The sequence below is a fragment of the Ammoniphilus sp. YIM 78166 genome (assembly GCF_004522215.1).
Classification (GTDB): Bacteria; Bacillota; Bacilli; order Aneurinibacillales; family RAOX-1; genus YIM-78166.
On record NZ_SDLR01000001.1, the window covers coordinates 416,551 to 435,639 of the forward strand.

General features: G+C 45.5%; 24 protein-coding genes and 1 pseudogene. 24 read left to right on the top strand and 1 reads right to left on the bottom strand.

Annotation, left to right across the window (positions count from 1 at the left end; translation table 11 throughout):
• Positions 1-58: 58 nt before the first annotated feature.
• Positions 59-334, top strand: a complete 276-nt coding sequence (locus EIZ58_RS01940; RefSeq protein WP_205672093.1) for a YqhV family protein — start codon at positions 59-61, stop codon at positions 332-334.
• 84 nt (positions 335-418) lie between these two features.
• Here the strand turns inward: EIZ58_RS01940 and EIZ58_RS34305 are convergent.
• Positions 419-1,165, bottom strand: a pseudogene (locus EIZ58_RS34305) (alpha/beta fold hydrolase); the annotation flags it as partial.
• 104 nt (positions 1,166-1,269) lie between these two features.
• Between EIZ58_RS34305 and EIZ58_RS01950 the strand changes: the two are divergent.
• The 23 genes from EIZ58_RS01950 (at position 1,270) to ahrC (ending at position 19,080) form a co-directional block, all read left to right on the top strand.
• Positions 1,270-1,884 carry a CD1247 N-terminal domain-containing protein gene (locus tag EIZ58_RS01950; RefSeq protein ID WP_134698834.1) on the top strand — a complete coding sequence of 205 codons (615 nt, stop codon included), beginning with the start codon at positions 1,270-1,272 and terminating at the stop codon, positions 1,882-1,884.
• A 149-nt stretch (positions 1,885-2,033) separates the two neighbouring features.
• A complete protein-coding gene (spoIIIAA, locus tag EIZ58_RS01955; RefSeq protein WP_134699601.1) occupies positions 2,034-2,969 on the top strand; it encodes a stage III sporulation protein AA in 936 nt (311 codons plus the stop codon).
• 3 nt (positions 2,970-2,972) lie between these two features.
• Positions 2,973-3,491 carry a stage III sporulation protein SpoIIIAB gene (gene spoIIIAB / locus EIZ58_RS01960; protein ID WP_134698835.1) on the top strand — a complete coding sequence of 173 codons (519 nt, stop codon included), beginning with the start codon at positions 2,973-2,975 and terminating at the stop codon, positions 3,489-3,491.
• 14 nt (positions 3,492-3,505) lie between these two features.
• On the top strand, positions 3,506-3,709 hold the full coding sequence (gene spoIIIAC / locus EIZ58_RS01965) for a stage III sporulation protein AC (RefSeq protein ID WP_134698836.1): 204 nt from the start codon (positions 3,506-3,508) through the stop codon (positions 3,707-3,709).
• Between the two features lie 15 nt (positions 3,710-3,724).
• A complete protein-coding gene (spoIIIAD, locus tag EIZ58_RS01970; protein WP_134698837.1) occupies positions 3,725-4,114 on the top strand; it encodes a stage III sporulation protein AD in 390 nt (129 codons plus the stop codon).
• Positions 4,115-4,130: 16 nt separating this feature from the next.
• Positions 4,131-5,297, top strand: coding sequence for a stage III sporulation protein AE (gene spoIIIAE / locus EIZ58_RS01975; RefSeq protein ID WP_134698838.1), 1,167 nt, complete (start codon positions 4,131-4,133; stop codon positions 5,295-5,297).
• Between the two features lie 10 nt (positions 5,298-5,307).
• Entirely contained in the window at positions 5,308-5,997 is a 690-nt protein-coding gene (gene spoIIIAF / locus EIZ58_RS01980; protein WP_134698839.1) for a stage III sporulation protein AF, read from the top strand.
• Between the two features lie 6 nt (positions 5,998-6,003).
• The gene (spoIIIAG, locus tag EIZ58_RS01985) at positions 6,004-6,639 is read left to right on the top strand and encodes a stage III sporulation protein AG (RefSeq protein WP_134699602.1); all 636 of its coding nucleotides are present in this window, start codon (positions 6,004-6,006) and stop codon (positions 6,637-6,639) included.
• A 37-nt stretch (positions 6,640-6,676) separates the two neighbouring features.
• Positions 6,677-7,240 (top strand): SpoIIIAH-like family protein, encoded by a 564-nt coding sequence (locus EIZ58_RS01990; protein WP_167577440.1) that lies wholly within the window; start codon positions 6,677-6,679, stop codon positions 7,238-7,240.
• Between the two features lie 109 nt (positions 7,241-7,349).
• The gene (gene accB, locus EIZ58_RS01995) at positions 7,350-7,856 is read left to right on the top strand and encodes an acetyl-CoA carboxylase biotin carboxyl carrier protein (RefSeq protein WP_134699603.1); all 507 of its coding nucleotides are present in this window, start codon (positions 7,350-7,352) and stop codon (positions 7,854-7,856) included.
• A gap of 71 nt (positions 7,857-7,927) precedes the next feature.
• Positions 7,928-8,332, top strand: a complete 405-nt coding sequence (locus EIZ58_RS02000; RefSeq protein ID WP_134698841.1) for an Asp23/Gls24 family envelope stress response protein — start codon at positions 7,928-7,930, stop codon at positions 8,330-8,332.
• Positions 8,333-8,409: 77 nt separating this feature from the next.
• On the top strand, positions 8,410-8,973 hold the full coding sequence (gene amaP, locus EIZ58_RS02005; RefSeq protein ID WP_134698842.1) for an alkaline shock response membrane anchor protein AmaP: 564 nt from the start codon (positions 8,410-8,412) through the stop codon (positions 8,971-8,973).
• A gap of 9 nt (positions 8,974-8,982) precedes the next feature.
• Positions 8,983-9,201, top strand: a complete 219-nt coding sequence (locus tag EIZ58_RS02010) for a DUF2273 domain-containing protein (RefSeq protein ID WP_134698843.1) — start codon at positions 8,983-8,985, stop codon at positions 9,199-9,201.
• Positions 9,202-9,281: 80 nt separating this feature from the next.
• Positions 9,282-9,710, top strand: a complete 429-nt coding sequence (gene nusB, locus EIZ58_RS02015; RefSeq protein ID WP_134698844.1) for a transcription antitermination factor NusB — start codon at positions 9,282-9,284, stop codon at positions 9,708-9,710.
• Positions 9,703-10,671, top strand: coding sequence for a tRNA (adenosine(37)-N6)-threonylcarbamoyltransferase complex transferase subunit TsaD (locus EIZ58_RS02020; protein WP_134698845.1), 969 nt, complete (start codon positions 9,703-9,705; stop codon positions 10,669-10,671). The genes nusB and EIZ58_RS02020 overlap by 8 nt, the downstream gene beginning before the upstream one ends.
• Positions 10,672-10,745: 74 nt before the next feature.
• Positions 10,746-11,615: a bifunctional methylenetetrahydrofolate dehydrogenase/methenyltetrahydrofolate cyclohydrolase FolD gene (folD, locus tag EIZ58_RS02025; protein WP_134698846.1), complete on the top strand. Its 870-nt coding sequence runs from the start codon at positions 10,746-10,748 to the stop codon at positions 11,613-11,615.
• Positions 11,616-11,618: 3 nt separating this feature from the next.
• A complete protein-coding gene (gene xseA, locus EIZ58_RS02030; RefSeq protein ID WP_134698847.1) occupies positions 11,619-12,977 on the top strand; it encodes an exodeoxyribonuclease VII large subunit in 1,359 nt (452 codons plus the stop codon).
• Positions 12,964-13,212, top strand: a complete 249-nt coding sequence (gene xseB / locus EIZ58_RS02035; RefSeq protein ID WP_134698848.1) for an exodeoxyribonuclease VII small subunit — start codon at positions 12,964-12,966, stop codon at positions 13,210-13,212. Before xseA ends, xseB begins: the two co-directional genes overlap by 14 nt.
• Positions 13,213-14,100: a polyprenyl synthetase family protein gene (locus EIZ58_RS02040; RefSeq protein WP_134698849.1), complete on the top strand. Its 888-nt coding sequence runs from the start codon at positions 13,213-13,215 to the stop codon at positions 14,098-14,100. It abuts the gene before it with no gap.
• Between the two features lie 843 nt (positions 14,101-14,943).
• Positions 14,944-16,830: a 1-deoxy-D-xylulose-5-phosphate synthase gene (gene dxs / locus EIZ58_RS02045; RefSeq protein WP_134698850.1), complete on the top strand. Its 1,887-nt coding sequence runs from the start codon at positions 14,944-14,946 to the stop codon at positions 16,828-16,830.
• Positions 16,831-17,649, top strand: coding sequence for a TlyA family RNA methyltransferase (locus EIZ58_RS02050; RefSeq protein ID WP_134698851.1), 819 nt, complete (start codon positions 16,831-16,833; stop codon positions 17,647-17,649).
• A gap of 127 nt (positions 17,650-17,776) precedes the next feature.
• On the top strand, positions 17,777-18,634 hold the full coding sequence (locus tag EIZ58_RS02055) for an NAD(+)/NADH kinase (protein WP_134698852.1): 858 nt from the start codon (positions 17,777-17,779) through the stop codon (positions 18,632-18,634).
• Positions 18,631-19,080 carry a transcriptional regulator AhrC/ArgR gene (ahrC, locus tag EIZ58_RS02060; protein ID WP_134698853.1) on the top strand — a complete coding sequence of 150 codons (450 nt, stop codon included), beginning with the start codon at positions 18,631-18,633 and terminating at the stop codon, positions 19,078-19,080. Before EIZ58_RS02055 ends, ahrC begins: the two co-directional genes overlap by 4 nt.
• Positions 19,081-19,089 lie beyond the last annotated feature (9 nt).

The following is a 19,089-nucleotide window of genomic DNA, read 5'->3' on the forward strand; positions in this document are numbered from 1 at the left end:
TATTGCATATGTATAGGACATCAGAATCGATAAATGGGAAGTGCAGGAGGATGAGCGGATGTTTCATTTGTTGGAAAAAGCTGTCTTAGGCATGGCTGTCCTGCGTCTATTGTCAGGCAGCATCGAAATTTTAGCCGCCATGTTGATGATCAAATTCAACCAAGTAGAAAAAGCATTAGTAATCAATAGTTCTCTTGCCTTAGTGGGGCCAATGATTTTGATTGCGACTACCACGATCGGCCTGGTAGGGATTACCGACAAGATTTCCTTTACTAAGATTATATGGATACTGCTCGGTGTCGCCTGTATCCTGATTGGGGTGAAGAGCCGATAGTGCAGGAGACTTGGGATCATACATATCTATAAAATTTTCTAGGAGCCTATTGAAGGGCTCTTTTCCTTTTGTAGGGCACGCATGATTCGTATGAGGTATAAGACAGACTTCACTCTGGGGAAGCAAGGTTAATAGCTGGTGACGGTACGTCATCATGTGTCGCTCATTCCCGCCGTACACAAGCATAGTAGGGGTTCGGATTGAAGAAAGGCGATCGCTAATATCAAACTGTAAACAAGATTTGATCATGAGGTTCGTTTCCTTCAAACGTGCTTTCCTTGCTTCATACTCAAATAGTTGTCGGTGCTCCCTTGTTGCTCCATTGGCCTTGGCAACCTGTTTGGATAGCCAATCTTTTCGACGGATTTTACTTAAACAGAAGCTGCCAACAAACTTCGAATAGAGGTAGAAGTTTGTAACTTTAGGAAAAGCTCCAGTAAGAACTGCCCCCCAAGCTTTTTCCGGATAATCCAGAAGAAACTGTAAGGCCACTAAGGTTCCTGTCGAATAGGCAACTAGAATGGTCCTCTCTATTTGCAAATAATCGAGTAGGTCTTTAAGATCTGCGGCTAACACCTGAAAATAAGACTCAGCTTGCAAATGGTGGGGAGAAATCCCGCTTCGCCCATGGCCACGCAAGTCATAAGTGAGGATTCTTGAACCATCCTGAAAAAAACGGGTTTGTTCAATCCAGTTGGTATGGGATAGCCCCATCCCGTGTATAAAAACGATATGGCGCTCACCTTGACCTTTTTGCTCATAATATAATGGGACACGGTTAATTAACACATGTGGCATACCTTCATCCCTTCTTCTAGACAGTCTAATCATGTGTTTAGTGTAAATATTTTTGATCTAAGACATACTAGAAAAGACCCCCAGAGCAATTATCTAAATAGCTGGGTCAGAAGCGGGAATCGAAGGAGGCAGCTCAAATGGATCAACTACGTAATCGCCTAGCATACTTGCAGGGAATGGCTGATGGATTGGGCATGACTACAGAAACAAAAGAGGGTCGCATTATCGTTGAGATGATGGATTTGATGGAAGAGATGGTCATTTCCATGTCTGTGATGCAAGACCGCATCGATGAGCAAGAAGAATACATTGAAGCCATCGATGAAGATCTTGCAGATGTGGAAGAGTACGTGGAAGCCATCGATGAAGATCTGGACGACGTTGAGGATTTTTTGTTTGATGACGATCTGGATTGGGAAGATATGGACGATGATGAGTACGAATACGACCTGGATGATGAAGATGATGAAGACGTCATTTATTTTGATGATGAAGATGACGACGATGAAGTCATCTATGTGGATGGCGTGTATGATGAGCTTGATGAGACGAGCGGGTATGATGACGATGAAACAGGCTATTTCGATGTCGAATGCCCGAATTGCCAGGAACTTGTAAGTATCGACCAAGATATCTTCGAAGATGATTTAGTAGCGGAAGTACTCTGCCCTGAATGCCATGAAGTCATTTTGGTTAATGATGATCTAGAAGGTATGGACGAATTTGAGAATTATGTGATTGACGAAGCATAGTTTACATTTTTTTAAAAAGGCATCTCTTAGCGAGATGTCTTTTTTCTTTTGTCATATTTGTACCCCAGTGGCGCATAAGATGGGGAATAAATAGGACGAACTTTCGGTACAAACCGCACTAGGGGTGATACACAGTGGATCCGCAAATTATGTTGTTACTGCCGCAGCAAGTAAGAGAGCTCATGCAATCCTTACCGCAAGACGTTCTTTCCGTGTTGGAGGAGATCCGTATCCGCAGGGAACAGCCATTTGAGCTGATTTATGGACAAGTATCCCGTTTCTTATGCAGGGATGGGAGCTTGACCAGTCATCCGGGAAAGGCGTGGAAAATCAGTGCAATGGAAGTGGACAAGATGGTCAATCTTATAAGCCAGCATTCCATTTATGCTTTGGAGGAAGAGCTAAAAAGAGGATATGTTACCGTGACAGGGGGACATCGAATTGGCCTGGTTGGGAAGGTGCTAGTGGAGCGTGGTGAAGTAAGGACGATTCGAGATATATCCGGAATGAATGTTCGGATCGCCCGAGAAAAAAAAGGAGTAGCCATACCCCTGCTCCCTTATCTTATAGAAGGACGAAACCTTTTGAATACCCTACTCGTATCCCCTCCACAATGTGGTAAAACGACCTACTTAAGAGACTTGGCCCGCGTAATCAGTTATGGTAGTACTCATGCTTCGGGTAGGAAGGTTTCGATTGTGGATGAGCGTTCAGAGCTAGCAGGGTCTGTGGCTGGAGTTCCCCAAAAGGACGTTGGCCCGAGAACGGATGTATTAGATGCTTGTCCTAAAGCAGAGGGAATCATGATGCTCATTCGATCGATGTCACCCGATGTCATTATCGCCGATGAAATTGGACGACCGGAAGACGCTGTGGCTATACAGGAAGCACTAAATGCTGGTGTCGTCGTGATCACTTCTGTTCATGGTTCAAGCTTAACGGATATAAACCGGAGGCCGACCATCAGTCGGATGGTTAGTCAAGGAATGTTCCAGAGATATGTGTTTCTTGGGCGATCCCGGGGAGTGGGGACGATAGAAAGTGTTTACAACGAGAAGTTTCAGTTGTTGAATGGGGTGGCTTAAGCCTTGCTGAAGCTTATTGGCGCCAGTATTATTTTGTTCTCCGCGACCATGATGGGATTCCAAGCCGCAAAAATGTATGCGAATCGCCCAAAGGAGATTAGAAGGCTTGGCGTAGCTCTGCAATTATTGGAAACCGAGATTTGCTATGGTTCAACTACTTTGGCTCTAGCTCTGCAGCACGTAGGAAAACGCGTACAGGACGAAATCGGGAGCATCTTTGTGCAAACGGCTGAATACCTCACGAGATATGATGGATTGTCCACCATGGACTGTTGGGAGATGGGGATAGAAAAAACGTGGCCGAAAACCACGATGAAACAAGCTGAAAAAGAAATCCTGCTGCATTTAGGGAAAGTACTGGGAAAAAGCGATAAGCTAGATCAGCAGAAGCATATCCGATTAGCGATCTTGAATTTGCAAAAAGAAGAGGAAGACGCAAGGGCAGAACAGCAAAAGTATGAAAAGATGTGCAAGAGCTTAGGGGTACTAAGTGGGATATTAGCTGTTATATTGATGTACTGAGGGGTGGGAGCAGCATGCCGTATGATATTAACGCGATCTTCCAAATAGCAGGCATTGGGATTATTGTTGCCATGATCCATACCATCTTAAAGCAAGCCGGTAAAGGAGACTGGGCGGATTGGATTACCTTGGTAGGGGTTGTCATTGTATTGTATATGGTCGCTTCCTACGTAAATGATTTGTTCCAGGAAATAAAACGCGTGTTCCTGTTCAAATAGGACGGGGGGGAAACCATGGATATTATACAAATCGTCGGTTTAGGCTTGGTCGCGACGATCTTAACGCTAACGATCAAAGAGCAAAAGCCTATCTTTGCTTTTATGATTGCTTTGGTTACAGGCATCATCATTTTCCTATTCCTCATTGGCAAGATTTCTGAAGTGATTCGGATCCTAGAGCGAATGGCTATGCAGGCCAACATTAACATGATTTACTTGGAGACCATTCTAAAGATTATAGGGATTGCTTATATTGCAGAGTTTGGGGCGCAAATAACAAGGGATGCTGGACAAGGGGCGATCGCGTCGAAGATTGAATTGGCAGGGAAGGTGCTGATTCTCGTGATGGCTGTACCGATTCTTACAGTCATTATTGAAACGGTAATCAGTTTATTCCCATCGTAAAGGACTGATATAAGAGATGAAGCACTTGTTCCGACTCGTTCTTATTACACTATTTGTTCTTATTCCGATTCAGGCTGTACACGCTAGTGTGCAGGATTCCGTAGTACAGACGCAGGTGGAGCGATTGGATCTTGGTCAAGTAGAAGAGTTTTGGAAGGATCTCATGAATAACTATAAGGGGTACCTGCCAGGGAGTGAGCATCCGGGAATCGTATCCTTGATCGTGAGTCACGGAGATGAGTTTTCAATCAAGCAAGCGATGGTGGGACTGCTTAAGTATTTATTCCATGAATTGTTGATTAATGGGAAATTACTAGGAACCATTATCATCATTACGGTTTTCGCTATGATTTTGGAGACGATGCAGAGCGCTTTTGAACAAAACTCAGTAAGTAAAACCGCCTATGCGATCTCTTACATGGTCCTCATTATTCTAGCTATTAATAGCTTTCGAATTGCCATTGGCTATGCTCAAGAAGCGATTGGAGACATGGTTAATTTTATGATGGCAATGATGCCCATTGTTTTGGCTCTGCTGGCAGCCATGGGGAACCTGGCTTCTGTAGCCATGTTCCATCCTCTCATTATTTTTATGGTCAATGTGAGCGGCACGGTAATCTCGACGGTTATCTTTCCTTTACTCTTTTTATCAGCCGTGCTGAGTATTGTCAGTTCTTTGTCGGACAAGTATAAAGTCACTCAACTAGCCAACTTATTGAGAAATGTGAGTTTGGGGCTATTAGGAATCTTTCTTACCATCTTTCTCGGTATTATCTCCGTGCAAGGGGCCACGAGTGCGGTGGCGGACGGGATTACCGTAAGAACAGCTAAATATGTTACGAGCAACTTTGTACCCGTTGTGGGACGGATGTTTGCAGATGCCACGGATACGGTGCTTGGCGCCTCCTTGTTGGTAAAGAACGCTGTAGGGGTGGCTGGGGTGTTTATCCTGATCATGCTCTGTGCCTTCCCAGCTATCAAAATTATAGCCCTGGCACTTGTCTATAATCTATCTTCTGCCATCTTGCAGCCGCTTGGCAACAGCCCGATTATCAGCTGTCTGTCGACCATAGGAAAAAACCTCATGTTTGTTTTTGCCGCATTGGCTACGGTTTGTTTAATGTTTTTTTTAGCTATCACCATTATTATTACGGCTGCGAACTTATCCATCATGGTTCGGTAGGTGAAACAAGATGATTGCAGAACTTAGCCAGTGGCTACAGACTATTATACTCATTGTACTGATCGCTACGTTTTTGGACATGCTGCTCCCCAATACGGGAATGCAACGTTACGTTCGTTTGGTTATGGGGCTTCTCATTCTGCTCACGATCATTACTCCTTTGCTCCAGTTCTTCCAAAAGGATTTGTCAGCGGATAAAATTGCTTTGCGAATTATGAATATGAAGACCAACTCGACAGGGGATGAACTGGAGCGAATAAAAAAATATGGCGAGCGATTAATGCAGCAAAATGAACAGGAGTCGGAGCATTTTGTTCGCACTCAGCTAGAACAACTGATACAAGCCAAGGTCGAAGAAGACTATGGAATGCGTGTGAAATCCGTACAAGTAACCTTGTACAAAGAAAAGAACAAGCAACAGGAATATCCTGTCATTTCCTCCGTACAATTAATATTGGACAAAGATATACAAGGTACTGGGCCGAAGAATGGGAAGGATCCTATTCGACCCATTGAGCCGATTACCATCAATGTAAGCGGGGAATCTTCTCAGAACGCATCGGTTGTCTCGACCTCACCTGAGCTATCCGCCTCAGATCGGAAGCTGCTAAACGAAATCGCTGATGATATCGCAAAAACCTGGAGTATTGACCGCAGTTTAGTTATCGCAAAGGTTGAAGGGATCCACGAGGAGGGATAAAAATTGATGAAGTTAGGATGGTTTTCCAAGCTAAAGGAAAAATGGGGAAATGGAGAGGAGGGTAAAAAACGCGTCAGTACGTTTCAGAAATTAATTGTACTTGGGGGAATTGGAGTAGCTGTTATGTTGTTTTCTTCCTTCCAGTCTGTTGGTCAGGAAGTAAAGCCTCCTGAGGATCCTGTCTCTTCTCATGCTGACCAAGCTGTGTTTTCAACGAAAGTAAAATCAAGTGACATGACCATCGCTGATTATGAAGAGCTCTATGAATCGCAGTTGAAAGGGATGCTCGAAGAGGTTCTCGGGGTTGGGGAAGTGTCGGTGATGGTTAATCTTGACTCCACAGAAGAGGTGGTTGTAGAAAAGGACATCAGCGTAAGAAGTTCGACAACCAAGGAAGTGGATAAAGAAAAAGCCACCAGAGACATTAATGACTCGACAAGAGATGAGAAGGTCGTAATCATACGAGCCGATGAAGGAGAGCAGCCGATTGTGCTCAAACGCTTAAAGCCCAGAGTTAGAGGAGTACTTGTCGTTGCTAAAGGCGCGGAAAACATGAAGGTAAAGGCGTTCATCACGGATGCCGTGCAAAAAGTTCTTCATGTGGAACCGCATAAAATATCTATCTTGCCCAAAAAGGGATAGGATAAAAAAAAACAGTCAATTAGGGAGGTTTCTGAGTATGGTACTGAAAAAACAAACAGTTTGGTTACTCTCCATGCTGACCATTATGGTCGTATTATCCGCGTATTATTTAGTGCAAGGTCCTATCGAACAAGTTCCTGTTGCGTCCACGAATCCTCCTGTACAAGAAGGGCCAGAGTTACAGGTAGATAGCAAGCAAGTAGGCGAAAAGGCTGTGACAGAAGGGCAAGCTCAAATGATGCCAGGAGGCTCCTCCGATTATTTCATTGAGACCAAAATGACCAGAGACGAATGGCAATCGCAAAAAATGGAAGAGCTCTTGACCATTATGACTAATGCGGATGCGAATAAGGATACGATCGCTCAAGCTAAATCTAGTTATGATAAGCTAGTTAGTCAGCAAGATAATGAGATGACGGTTGAAAGCTTAATCAAAGCACTCGGCTATCAAGAGGCTGTCATTATCTCCAAGGAAGATCGAGTGAATGTTATTGTTCAGGCCCAGAAGCTGGAAAGAAAAAATGCGGTAGAAATTATGAAGGTTGTGACCCAGCACATGGAGGTCCCTTCCAAAAATATCGTTGTAACCTATAAGCCATAAGTGATTTAAGGAGAGACCCTTGTCTTTACAGTGACAAGGGTCTCAAATTTGTGCCTTTGCTGGAAGATTGTGATATAATGTACCATATTTAGTGTAGGAGTGGCATATGATGTTAAAATTGCATGAGATAAGAGAAATTATTAAGTTGCTTGACCAGTCAAGTGTACAGGAATTTGATTTGGAGCACGAGGGGCTTCGGATCAGTGTGAAAAAGGGCGGACGTGTAAACCAAGTAGCTGAAGTACAAGTGCCAGTTGCCCCTGCGGTGCAGCCAGCCCCACTTCCAATTCAGACTGCTCAGGCTCCTGTTCCGGTTCACCCACCAGCGCCACAACCGCCTGCGCCTAAGCTTCCCACAGCGCAGCCAGCAGAAGAGAACTTACTAAAGATCGTCTCCCCGATGGTTGGAACCTTTTATTCGAAGCCGGATCCAAACTCTCCTGTGTTTGTTAAGGAAGGCGACCGAGTTGGGGCTAATACCATTGTATGTATTGTGGAAGCTATGAAATTGTTTAATGAGATTGAAGCAGAAGTCACGGGAGAGGTTGTCAAGGTGTTAGCAACAGATGGTCAACTTGTAGAATATGGACAACCGTTATTTCTAGTTAAACCTTAGATTTGCAGGTGCATGAGTGCATTGTCAAAGAAGCACTCCATTGTTATAATTTAGTAGGAGGTGTTACATTCATGGAGATGATTGCAGATTTTGAAAAAACCGAACTAGGCAAAATCGAGATAGCACCGGAAGTGATTGAAGTCATTACGGGCTTGGCTGCAGCAGAAGTGGATGGCGTTGCTCATATGAGCGGCGGTTTTGTTGGAGATATTGCTGAGCGCCTAGGAAGAAAGAACCTCGCTAAAGGGGTAAAAGTCGAAGTAGGCAAGAAAGAAGCAGCTGTGGATGTTTATATCATTGTAAAGTTCGGATATAAGATCCCAGAGGTAGCTCGCAATATTCAAGAAAATGTGCGCCATGCTATCGAAAATATGACTGGTCTCAAGGTCGTAGAAGTGAATGTTCACATTGTTGATGTTGAGTTTAGAGCGGAGAAGAAAGTGGAGGTTGAAGAGCCGCCACACCGCGTAAGATAGGTGACGGACAGACCCCTTTAGGAAGGGGTCTTTCGTGCTTCATACTCAGATGTTTGTAGGAGGAGGGATCTAAGCCATTGAACCTATTTGATCGTTTAATATTGTCCCTTTACAGTTTGGCCTTGACCGTTCTATCCCTTATTGTGATTGCCGCGGCCATGAACCTTATACCGTATGAAGTGGTTCAAGCAAATATCTTGGCGGTATATGAGGCAGAAACGTTAAGGTATGCGTATTTAGGTGCTGCGATCATTTTCTTCTTGATCAGCCTTAAGTTTTTGCTGCAGGGATTCCGCCGGGTCAAGGACCGCGGACAGCTAGAGGCTATCGCTCAACGCACAGACTGGGGGCATGTCAGCATTACTGTTAATACTATCGAGAGCATCGCACTTAAGGCGTCTCGTCGAGTTCGAGGGGTCCGTGAGGTGAAGAGCGTTATACGAACCGATGAAACAGGTACTTCCATCTTGATGAAATGTTCTGTCGATGGGGAAACTCCCGTACCGACTATAGTTGAAGAGGTTCAAAAAGGAGTAAAAGAGCAAGTAGAAGCCATTATTGGTATGGACGTCAAACAAGTTGATGTCAAGATTACGGAAGTTGCCCAACAACCAACCACTCGATTAAGTCGAGTAGAGTAGGGGGAATCCATGTTTTGGCAGTTGTTGCGTGAACACCCGGGGAAAACGATTGGAGTCCTTAGTGGTTTAATATTAGGTTTGCTGTACATCTGGATTGGCTTTTTTAATACAGTAGTGATCTTAGTTTTTGTTGCTACAGGTTTTTACTTCGGTAGAAAATACGATAATCGGGAAAGTTTGACTGAAGTGCTGGATCGTATTTTACCCGGTAAATTTACCAAGTACTAAAGAAGGGCTAATGCCCTTTTTTCTTTTGTAATTAGGGGAAGCTAAATTAAAAATCATTTACGGTAAGGTGATGATATTCAATGAAACGTCGTGAGGCGCGTGAGAAAATTGTTCAGGTGTTATATCAGATAGACATGAGAGGCATTGATGCAAGAGAAGCAATTAAAGCTATTACGGATGAGCCATTAGAACCTCAGGATCGTGATTATTTGCAGGCTCAGGTGGAAGGCATCCTTTCACATCAAGAAGAGTTGGATGAGTCGATTAAAAAATATTTGCGTAACTGGTCGCTCGATCGTCTAGGCTTCGTAGATCGTGCGATATTAAGGCTTGCCGCCTATGAAATTTTTTACATTGAAGATATCCCGGAAAAGGTTTCAGTGAATGAAGCCATTGAATTGAGCCGAGCATTTGGAATGGAAGAGTCTGTGAAATATATCAATGCCGTGCTGGCGAACCTCGTCAAGGAAAAGCTGGGAGTGACGGAAGAGGTCATACCAAGTGAGTAAATTGATCCTTGGGGTGGATACGAGCAATTATCGTACCTCCCTTTGTCTTATCAATGAAGAAGGGGCCGTCGTAGCAGAGGAAAGGATGCTCCTGACGGTCAAGCCGGGGGAAAGAGGACTCCAGCAATCGGAGGCCTTGTTTCAGCACATCCAAAGGCTCCCAACGCTTGCAGAGAAAATGTCTTGGTCCGGCCATGAAATTGCCGCTGTTATCGCTAGTACCCGACCCCGCCCGGTGGAAGGCTCTTATATGCCCGTCTTTACAGCGGGTGAAAGCTGGGGGAGAGGAATAGCTACCTTCCTTGGTGTACCTTTTTATTCTACAAGTCATCAGGAAATGCATATTGCAGCTGGCGAGTTTTCTGTCACGACTCGTCCGGCGGGAAATGACTTTCTCGCTTTTCACCTCTCCGGTGGGACAAGCGAGCTTCTACAGTGTCGAAGAACAGCGCAGGGCTATGATATCGAAATTCTAGGTGGGTCATTGGATCTGCATGCCGGCCAACTCGTTGACCGGATTGGAGTAGCCATGGGTTTGCCTTTTCCGAGTGGGCCTTATCTTGAAAAGTTGGCCAATCAGGTACACGAGGATGAGTTGAGGGTTCCTGCAACTGGAAAGGGGTATCATTTTCATTTATCGGGTGCCGAAACCCAGCTCTTGAGGGCCATTGATAAAGCCTCTTATAGTAAGCCAGCGATTGCAAGAGCGACAGAACTGTGTATAGCCAAAAGCCTAGAAAAAACGATCCGTTACGCGGTGGAACAGGGGCACCCAAAAGAAGTATTGATTGTGGGAGGGGTAGCCGCCAATGCTCGGATCAAAGCTCGCTTGAAAGAGCGCTTGGAGCATCCGGCCGTAGGCTGTACCTTGTTTTTTGCTGAACCCTATTATTCAGGGGACAATGCCTTTGGTGTTGCCCGTATTGGTCTTCAACTCTGGTTAAATACGAACGTTATTTAGTAATTGGATTGATTTTATTCGGATTAACAGCTAAACTAAACGTTATGAAGAAGAACAATAGGGGGATTTTCAAGATGTCAGCGAAGATTATTGATGGAAAGCAAGTAGCCAAGGATATCCGGGAGGAAATTCGCTTGGAAGTGGAACAATTAAAGCGAAGTGGAGTACAGCCAGGACTGGCCGTAGTATTGGTAGGAGAGGATCCGGCTTCTCAATCCTATGTCAAGGCAAAAGCAAAGGCTTGTGAAGAAGCTGGGATCTATTCTCGTGTGATTCGAAAGTCAGAAGCGATCACAGAACAAGAACTGCTGAAACTCATTCAAGAGTTGAACGAGGACGAGCTTATTCATGGCATTTTAGTTCAGCTTCCGTTGCCTAAGCATATTTCCGAGGATGCCGTTATTCAGGCTATCCATCCTGAAAAGGATGTCGATGGGTTCCACCCCATTAATGTTGGGAATATGGTTATTGGGGCACCATGCTATCTTCCTTGCACTCCACATGGGATCATTGAGCTTATTAAACGGACAGGGACTTCCATTTCAGGAAAGCACGCTGTTGTTGTAGGCCGCAGCAACATCGTGGGTAAACCGGTATCGATGCTCTTGTTGCAAGAAAATGCGACTGTTTCTGTCTGCCATTCCCGTACACCGGACCTCGGCGCTATCACGAGGCAAGCGGATATTCTTGTTGTCGCAGTTGGCAAGGCCAATATGATAGGGGCTGATCACGTTGCTCCTGGAGCGGTCGTCATTGATGTGGGAGTCAATCGTGTAGAGGGCAACAAGCTCGTAGGGGACGTCTGTTTTGACGAAGTGAAGGAAGTGGCTAGCTTTATTACGCCCGTTCCAGGTGGTGTGGGGCCGATGACGATAACCATGTTGTTGAAGAATACGGTGGAAGCGGCTAAACTGAAGAGAATTCAGGAGAAGCAGGAGGCCTAGCGCTTGGAACGTCGACATGTTTTTTCCGTTGGGGAAATTAATCGCTATCTGAAAGAACTGATTGAGGGTAACCTCGAACTGCAAGATATCTGGATCCGTGGAGAGATATCCAATTTCACCCACCATAGCCGTGGCCATATGTATTTTACGGTTAAGGATGAAGAAGCCGTGATTAAGGCGGTTATGTTTGCTGGCAATAATCGGTTTCTTAAGTTTGTACCGAAGAACGGGACGAAGGTATTGGTGCGCGGTGCCGTAACCGTTTATGAGAGCGGCGGTCAGTACCAATTCATCGCAAGGGAAATGCAGCCGGATGGAATGGGAAGTCTTTATTTGGCTTTTGAACAGCTGAAGCAGAAGCTACAAGAAGAAGGCCTATTTGATGCCGACCGCAAAAGGAATTTACCGGCTTATCCCAAGGTCATTGGGGTTGTAACAAGTCCAACGGGAGCAGCAGTGCGCGACATAGTAACCACCATTCGGAGAAGGTACCCTGTAGCCAGGGTTCTTCTCGTTCCTGTTTTGGTTCAGGGAGAACATGCCCCAAGGTCTATTAGTGAGGCTATTCAATTATTAAATCGAAGTGGTGAAGTTGATGTTTTGATCGTGGGAAGAGGTGGAGGTTCAATTGAAGAGTTATGGGCCTTCAATACCGAACTTGTTGCTCGGAGTATCGCTGTCTCAACTATCCCGGTGATTTCTGCTGTAGGCCATGAAACAGATTTTACGATCGCCGATTTTGTTGCGGATATCAGAGCAGCCACCCCGACAGCTGCTGCAGAATTAGCCGTCCCGCACATTCTTGAGTTGCGTCAGCGATTGAAATGGCTACAGGATAAACTGCAAGGAAATCTACTCACGCGACTCAACCGATCGGCTGATCGATGGAAAAGAGCACAAAAAGCCCTAAATCATAGACATCCCCAAAAGCAAGTAGAGAACGCCAATCAAAGACTGGACCGCTTGATGGATCGCTTCTACTTGTCTATGCATCGCTTTACTAGGAACCGTCGAGTCATGCTCAACTCTACAACACAAAAACTCCAATTCTATAATCCTAATAAGCAGTTGGGCCAGTATAAGGAAAGACTGTCACGGCTTCAAGAAGAGCTGCATAAAGAAAGTCTTCAAGTCGTAAAGCATAAACGCAACCAGCTATTGCTCACGATGGCTCGCCTTGATGGATTGAGTCCACTTAAAATCATGAGCCGCGGCTATTCTTTGGTTTACAAAGAAGGGCAGTTGGTCAAGTCGATACAACAGCTTGACCCCGGTGACGGGGTGAGAGTAGAATTAATAGATGGAACAATAGATTGCTCAGTATGGGCACTTGAAGAGAGGAAAATCGATGGAAAAAAATGAGTTGCAATCTCTAACCTTTGAGGATGCTCTGAAGCAGCTAGAGGCAATCGTGGACAAGCTTGAGGCTGGTGAAGTGCCGCTTGAACAAGCGATTGACCTTTTTCAAGATGGAATGCTACTTTCTCAAGTCTGCAGTCAAAAATTAGAGAAGGTAGAGCAAAAAATTGAAACATTGCTGGAGGAAAACGGGGGTTTGGTCGTCAAGCCTTTGGAGCTTGAGGAGGATCGTAAATAGATGTTGAATTTACATAACTATCTAACGGAGAAGAAAACATTCATAGAGCAGGCATTGCCTGCTTTTTTGCCTACTCGCGGAGTGCCGCCTCTTTTGGCGGAGGCGATGGAATACTCCTTATTTGCCGGCGGCAAGCGAATTCGACCGATACTACTGCTGGCCACCATTGAAGCATTTGAACAAGATCCAGTAAAAGGATTGCCAGCGGCTTGTGCCATAGAGATGATTCATACCTACTCCCTGATTCATGACGATCTGCCTGCCATGGATAATGATGATTTTCGTCGCGGAATGCCAACCAACCATAAAAAGTTTGGGGAAGCTACAGCCATCCTGGCTGGAGACGGACTGTTGACGGAGGCGTTTCGCGCCATCTGTTCGCTTCAGGATCAAGGCATAGAAGCTGCGACCGTTCTCCCGATTATATGCGAACTATCGAAGTTTGCAGGGCCGCAAGGGATGGTTGGGGGTCAGATGGCTGATTTATTAGGAGAAGGCAAACAGTTGCAGTTATCTGAACTTCAGTACATCCATCATCATAAAACAGCAGATTTGCTCGTCTTTTGCATCCGTACAGGGGCTAGGCTCGGCGGTGCAGACGAAGCTCAGCTCGAAAAGCTCACTCGATTTGCCCGTAATATTGGTCTTGCTTTCCAAATTCAAGACGATATTTTGGATGTCTATGGAGATGAGGAGAAGCTAGGCAAGCCAGTCGGCAGCGACACGGCCAACGAGAAATCAACCTACCCGAGCTTAATTGGATTGGAACAAAGTCAGATAGAACTAGAACGACTGATTGTAGAAGCCAAAGAGGCTTTAGCTGAGGCTGGGGTACAAACGCAAGTATTGGGTGCTTTAGCGGATTACATTATAAAAAGAGACCAATAATTTCGTCACATTGAGTCTATCGGTCGTGTATGATATAATAACTTGTTGTTGAAGAGTGGTGCAGTATTCTAGTCGGTCTGCTTTCTCTGAAGGCGGGGCTAAAAATCCGCTAAAGGGCACATCGATGAAGTCCCTGGTGGAGGCTTACGACGCCCAGTCGTGGGTTTGTGCTGGGGGTTAAGGTTTTGGGGCGATCCACAATGGCATGTGGGCGTTGACCCTGATTCCGCGGAGGCCCAAGTGCGTAGTATGGCGTAAGCGCACGTACAGCTATGGCTTGGGGTATGAACCTGGATGTCAGCTACATATGCATGCGGCTGATGTACAGCGTAGCCTGCCTTGCGTGGTGCCGGAGGGAGTGTGGGGTTCAGTTCGCCGTGACCCATGGCCAGGTCCGGGGATCCAGTGCCATATGAAACCTGCACTGCAAAAGAGGCTAGGGGAAGTGTCAAGGCTGCCGAGGAAATCTCCTAGACTGTTCGCATGAAGCGTAAACCTGCAGGGATTAAAGTGTGGACTAAGTGGTAATCCAGTCCAATGTTTGGCGACAGCGTTGAGGCGGGTGTAAAGGGAAACCGCCAGAACGGCAACGTTCTGGTTCCCGCTTGGGAAAACCTACTGGACCTAAGCCACAGTGTTTACCTGCAGGGGGACCACTCTTCCGTCTTACATAGCCTGAAGGCATTGTCCTCACGAAGGGCTATGCCTTTTTCTTTTATTAAAAAATCAAATGTCGATTCATAGGTTTTTATGTTAACATAGTGATATTGTGCTTGGATTCACTTTTAGAGTTGAATAAATTGGCAATCATAGATATAAATGAGACGAAAGTGAGGAGTTACCTTGCTATTAAGAGAAATCAACTCCCCAGATAAATTAAAAACACTATCGATACCTGACATGGAGCAGCTCGCGGAAGAAATTCGACAATTTCTAATTGAGAAGCTTTCGAAGACGGGCGGACATTTGGCATCTAATCTTGGAGTTGTCGAGTTAACCCTAGCTCTTCATTACACGTTTAACAGTCCGATAGATAAATTGATCTGGGATGTTGGACATCAGTCATACGTGCATAAGATATTAACTGGACGGATTAATCGTTTTGATACCCTGCGTAAATATCAAGGACTGTCCGGCTTTCCTAAACGCAACGAAAGTGTTCATGATGTGTGGGAGACAGGGCACAGCAGTACCTCACTCTCAGCGGCTATGGGGATGGCGATTGCACGGGATATCAAGAAGGAAAAAAATCAGGTTGTAGCGATTATCGGCGATGGCGCCTTAACAGGAGGTATGGCCCTTGAGGCCCTAAACCATATCGGCCACGAAAAGAAAAAGCTGATTACCATCCTGAATGATAATGAGATGTCCATCGCTCCCAATGTAGGAGCGTTGCATAACCACCTGGGTAAATTAAGAACGGATCAGAACTATAAAAAAGTCAAAGAAGAGCTAGAATCTCTTCTACGCAAGATTCCAGCCGTAGGCGGCAAATTAGCTAAAACCGCAGAACGCTTGAAGGACAGTTTAAAATATTTGCTGGTTTCTGGAGTTTTCTTTGAAGAACTAGGCTTTACTTATCTTGGTCCGATTGACGGTCATAACCTGACGGAGCTGCTAGAGTGCTTGAATCAAGCCGCCCATATTCAAGGGCCTGTATTGGTGCACGTGGTGACGAAAAAAGGAAAAGGCTATGCGCCAGCAGAAGCCGATTCCCATACTTGGCACGGAGTGAGTCCTTACAAGATCGAATCCGGAGAAATGATGAAAAAGGCAGGTCCCCCTAGCTACCCTTCTGTCTTTGCGGATACCGTGATTCGCATCGCTGAAGAAGATCCGAAGGTGGTCGCCATCACACCTGCGATGCCGGGTGGATCCGGCTTAACCAAATTTGCCCAGCGCTTTCCGGATCGGTTCTTTGATGTAGGGATTGCTGAACAGCATGCGGTCACGATGGCTGCAGGTCTAGCTACCCAAGGTGTCAAACCGGTGTGTGCTATTTATTCCACGTTCTTGCAGCGGGGATACGATCAAGTTGTGCATGATGTAGCTCGCCAAAACCTTAATGTGTTTTTTGCGATAGACCGGGCCGGCTTTGTTGGAGAAGATGGCGAGACCCATCATGGTTTATACGATATTGGCTTCTTGCGTAGCCAACCGAATATGACCATTATGATGCCTAAGGACGAAAATGATTTCCAGCATATGATATACACCGCTATGAAGTATGAACTAGGCCCAGTTGCTGTCCGCTATCCCCGTGGGAATGGAACGGGTGTACCGATGGATACTGATTTTCAGATGATCCCCATGGGTAAATCCGTCATCCTGCAGGAAGGCTTACATGTAGCCATCTTGGCACTTGGAAATATGGTTGAGCTAGCGCAAAATGCAGCTGTTTTGCTTAAAGAAGATGGAATTCAGCCCATGATTGTGGATGCCCGCTTCGTGAAGCCGTTGGATCGTGATCTGCTTCTGCATCTAGCAAAAGAGGGCTATCAGATCATTACGGTAGAAGAAGGGGCAGTAGCGGGCGGCTTCGGCTCCGCTATTCTAGAGTTCTACGCTGTGGAGGGCTACCAGGATACGGTAGTCGAGATGATTGGGGTGCCTGATCTGTATGTAGAGCATGGCAGCGTTTCAGAGCAGCGGAGAGAAATCGGGCTAACAGCTGAACGGATTGCACAACAAGCCATAAAGCTTTGGCCTAGGAAAAGGCAGAGGGCATAGATGAGCAAAAAAGAACGAATTGATGTTCTCCTTGTAGAAAAAGGATATTTTCCCAGTAGAGAAAAAGCAAGAGCCGCCATTATGGCTGGATTGGTCTTTGTTGAAGAAGAACGATGTGAGAAGCCTGGCACAAAAGTGGAGGAGACGGTTACCATCCGGGTTAAAGGAGAACTCCACCCGTACGTGAGCCGTGGCGGACTCAAGCTGGAGAAGGCGATTAAGTCCTTTCAGTTAAACCTAGAAGATGCAGTGGTGATGGACATCGGTGCGTCCACCGGAGGATTCACCGACTGTGCCTTGCAAAATGGGGCAAGGCAGGTTTATGCCATTGATGTGGGATACGGACAGCTCGATTGGAAATTGCGTTCAGACTCACGAGTGATCGTCATGGAGCGAACGAACTTCCGCCACTTGCAGCCGGAGCAGCTGAAAGGTGATCATCCTAATTTCGCTACGATTGACGTTTCGTTTATCTCGTTAAAAATTATTCTTCCTGTATTGGCTACGTTTCTTGAACCTGGGGCTCATGTGGTAGCTTTAGTTAAACCGCAGTTTGAGGCGGGGAGAGAACAGGTAGGGAAAAATGGCATCGTACGCGAACCGAGTATCCATGAACAAGTTCTAACTACCATGGTTGAATTTTCCACCAGTCTGGGCTATTATGTGCAGGGTATTGATTATTCACCCATTACGGGGGGAGAAGGGAATATTGAATTTCTTCTCCTTCTCCGCTGGAAGGGAAAAGAACTAGATATACAACCCGCAATCGACGCAAAGGAAATCCGTTCCGTTGTGGATAGCGCTCATTCTGCATTCTAGTACTAATTAAAAGACAAGCACAGCTTGTCTTTTTTGCATTTTTATGCACAAAGACATAAAAAGTTGTATAATAACAAGGTAATCATTCTTGCGAGTAAGTTCTCTTAGGATGGAGGCTTCAAACATAGTGAAAACGATCGGTTTAGCGGTGAATCGGGATAAGCCAGGGGCATTAAACCTTGCTAAGGAGCTTATCCGTCTTGTTGAAGAAAGAGGAATCAAATGTTTCGTGGAGCCCTTCGTGGGAGAGTATGTTGGACGGCCTGACCTGGCTATACCATTAATAGCCTATCCCCAGAACGTGGACATCGTCTTTGTCCTTGGAGGAGACGGAACCTTGCTCGGAGTGGCCCGCGAGCTTTGTAGGTATGATATCCCTATATTAGGCATTAATCTTGGGAATCTAGGTTTTCTTTCTGAAGCAGAGCCAAACAATCTTCCCTTGGCTATTGAGAGAATTTTAAACGGAGAGTATGACTTAGAAAAGAGAATGATGATACATGCCGTGCTCATTCGAAATGGAAAGAAAATTAACGAGTATCATGCTCTCAACGATATATGCATTGCAAAAGGTACCTTTAGCCGCATTATTGAGTGTGCAACCTATGTAGGTGATATGTATGTGACCACCTATAATGGAGATGGAATCATCGTTTCCACCCCAACGGGGTCTACGGCTTACTCCTTATCTGCAGGAGGCCCGATTGCCATGCCTTCCATGCATGTACTTTTATTAACGCCTATAGCCCCTCATTCGCTTTCTGCACGACCTATGGTCTTGTCAGTAGAGCAAGAGGTAAGAGTCGTTTTAGGATCTACCCACGAAGATATGGGGTTAACGATAGATGGACAGATTGGGACCAAGCTCAACATTGGTGATGAACTTGTCCTAAAGAGGTCCCCGTACGTGACCTCTTTGATTAAATGGAACGAAAGCAGTTTTTTTGAGGTTGTACGAAAAAAGTTAATGGGGGATCCATTATGAATAAAGGACAAAGACATATCAAAATAAGAGAAATTATTGCTAATCGGGATATCGAGACCCAGGACGACCTAGTCGATATCCTGCGCGGTATGGGGTACAATGTGACCCAAGCTACAGTTTCCCGTGATATTAAAGAGCTTCACTTAGTGAAAGTACCAACCAATGATGGTCGCTATAAGTACTCCCTTCCCGCGGATAACCGATTTAACCCGCAGCAAAAGCTGAAACGGACGCTCATGGACAGCTTCGTCAGCATTGATCAAGCGGATAATCTTCTGGTCATGAAAACCATGCCAGGCAATGCACACGCGATAGGAGCCCTCATTGACAACTTAGATTGGCACGATATACTGGGTACGATCTGTGGAGATGATACAATCCTTATTATTTGCCGACATAAAGAAGCAGCCGATGATTCTACAAAAAGATTTTTAGATATGCTCTAGTTTGGAGGC

Coding starts and splice junctions, on each gene's coding strand:
- spoIIIAE (WP_134698838.1), top strand. CDS start 4,131: ATGAAGCACTTGTTCCGACTCGTTCTTATTACACTATTTGTTCTTATT.
- EIZ58_RS01990 (WP_167577440.1), top strand. CDS start 6,677: ATGGTACTGAAAAAACAAACAGTTTGGTTACTCTCCATGCTGACCATT.
- EIZ58_RS02050 (WP_134698851.1), top strand. CDS start 16,831: ATGAGCAAAAAAGAACGAATTGATGTTCTCCTTGTAGAAAAAGGATAT.
- spoIIIAD (WP_134698837.1), top strand. CDS start 3,725: ATGGATATTATACAAATCGTCGGTTTAGGCTTGGTCGCGACGATCTTA.
- EIZ58_RS01940 (WP_205672093.1), top strand. CDS start 59: ATGTTTCATTTGTTGGAAAAAGCTGTCTTAGGCATGGCTGTCCTGCGT.
- EIZ58_RS02040 (WP_134698849.1), top strand. CDS start 13,213: ATGTTGAATTTACATAACTATCTAACGGAGAAGAAAACATTCATAGAG.
- nusB (WP_134698844.1), top strand. CDS start 9,282: ATGAAACGTCGTGAGGCGCGTGAGAAAATTGTTCAGGTGTTATATCAG.
- EIZ58_RS02000 (WP_134698841.1), top strand. CDS start 7,928: ATGGAGATGATTGCAGATTTTGAAAAAACCGAACTAGGCAAAATCGAG.
- accB (WP_134699603.1), top strand. CDS start 7,350: ATGTTAAAATTGCATGAGATAAGAGAAATTATTAAGTTGCTTGACCAG.
- spoIIIAC (WP_134698836.1), top strand. CDS start 3,506: ATGCCGTATGATATTAACGCGATCTTCCAAATAGCAGGCATTGGGATT.
- spoIIIAF (WP_134698839.1), top strand. CDS start 5,308: ATGATTGCAGAACTTAGCCAGTGGCTACAGACTATTATACTCATTGTA.
- xseB (WP_134698848.1), top strand. CDS start 12,964: ATGGAAAAAAATGAGTTGCAATCTCTAACCTTTGAGGATGCTCTGAAG.
- ahrC (WP_134698853.1), top strand. CDS start 18,631: ATGAATAAAGGACAAAGACATATCAAAATAAGAGAAATTATTGCTAAT.
- spoIIIAG (WP_134699602.1), top strand. CDS start 6,004: ATGAAGTTAGGATGGTTTTCCAAGCTAAAGGAAAAATGGGGAAATGGA.
- spoIIIAA (WP_134699601.1), top strand. CDS start 2,034: ATGTTGTTACTGCCGCAGCAAGTAAGAGAGCTCATGCAATCCTTACCG.
- EIZ58_RS01950 (WP_134698834.1), top strand. CDS start 1,270: ATGGATCAACTACGTAATCGCCTAGCATACTTGCAGGGAATGGCTGAT.
- folD (WP_134698846.1), top strand. CDS start 10,746: ATGTCAGCGAAGATTATTGATGGAAAGCAAGTAGCCAAGGATATCCGG.
- EIZ58_RS02010 (WP_134698843.1), top strand. CDS start 8,983: ATGTTTTGGCAGTTGTTGCGTGAACACCCGGGGAAAACGATTGGAGTC.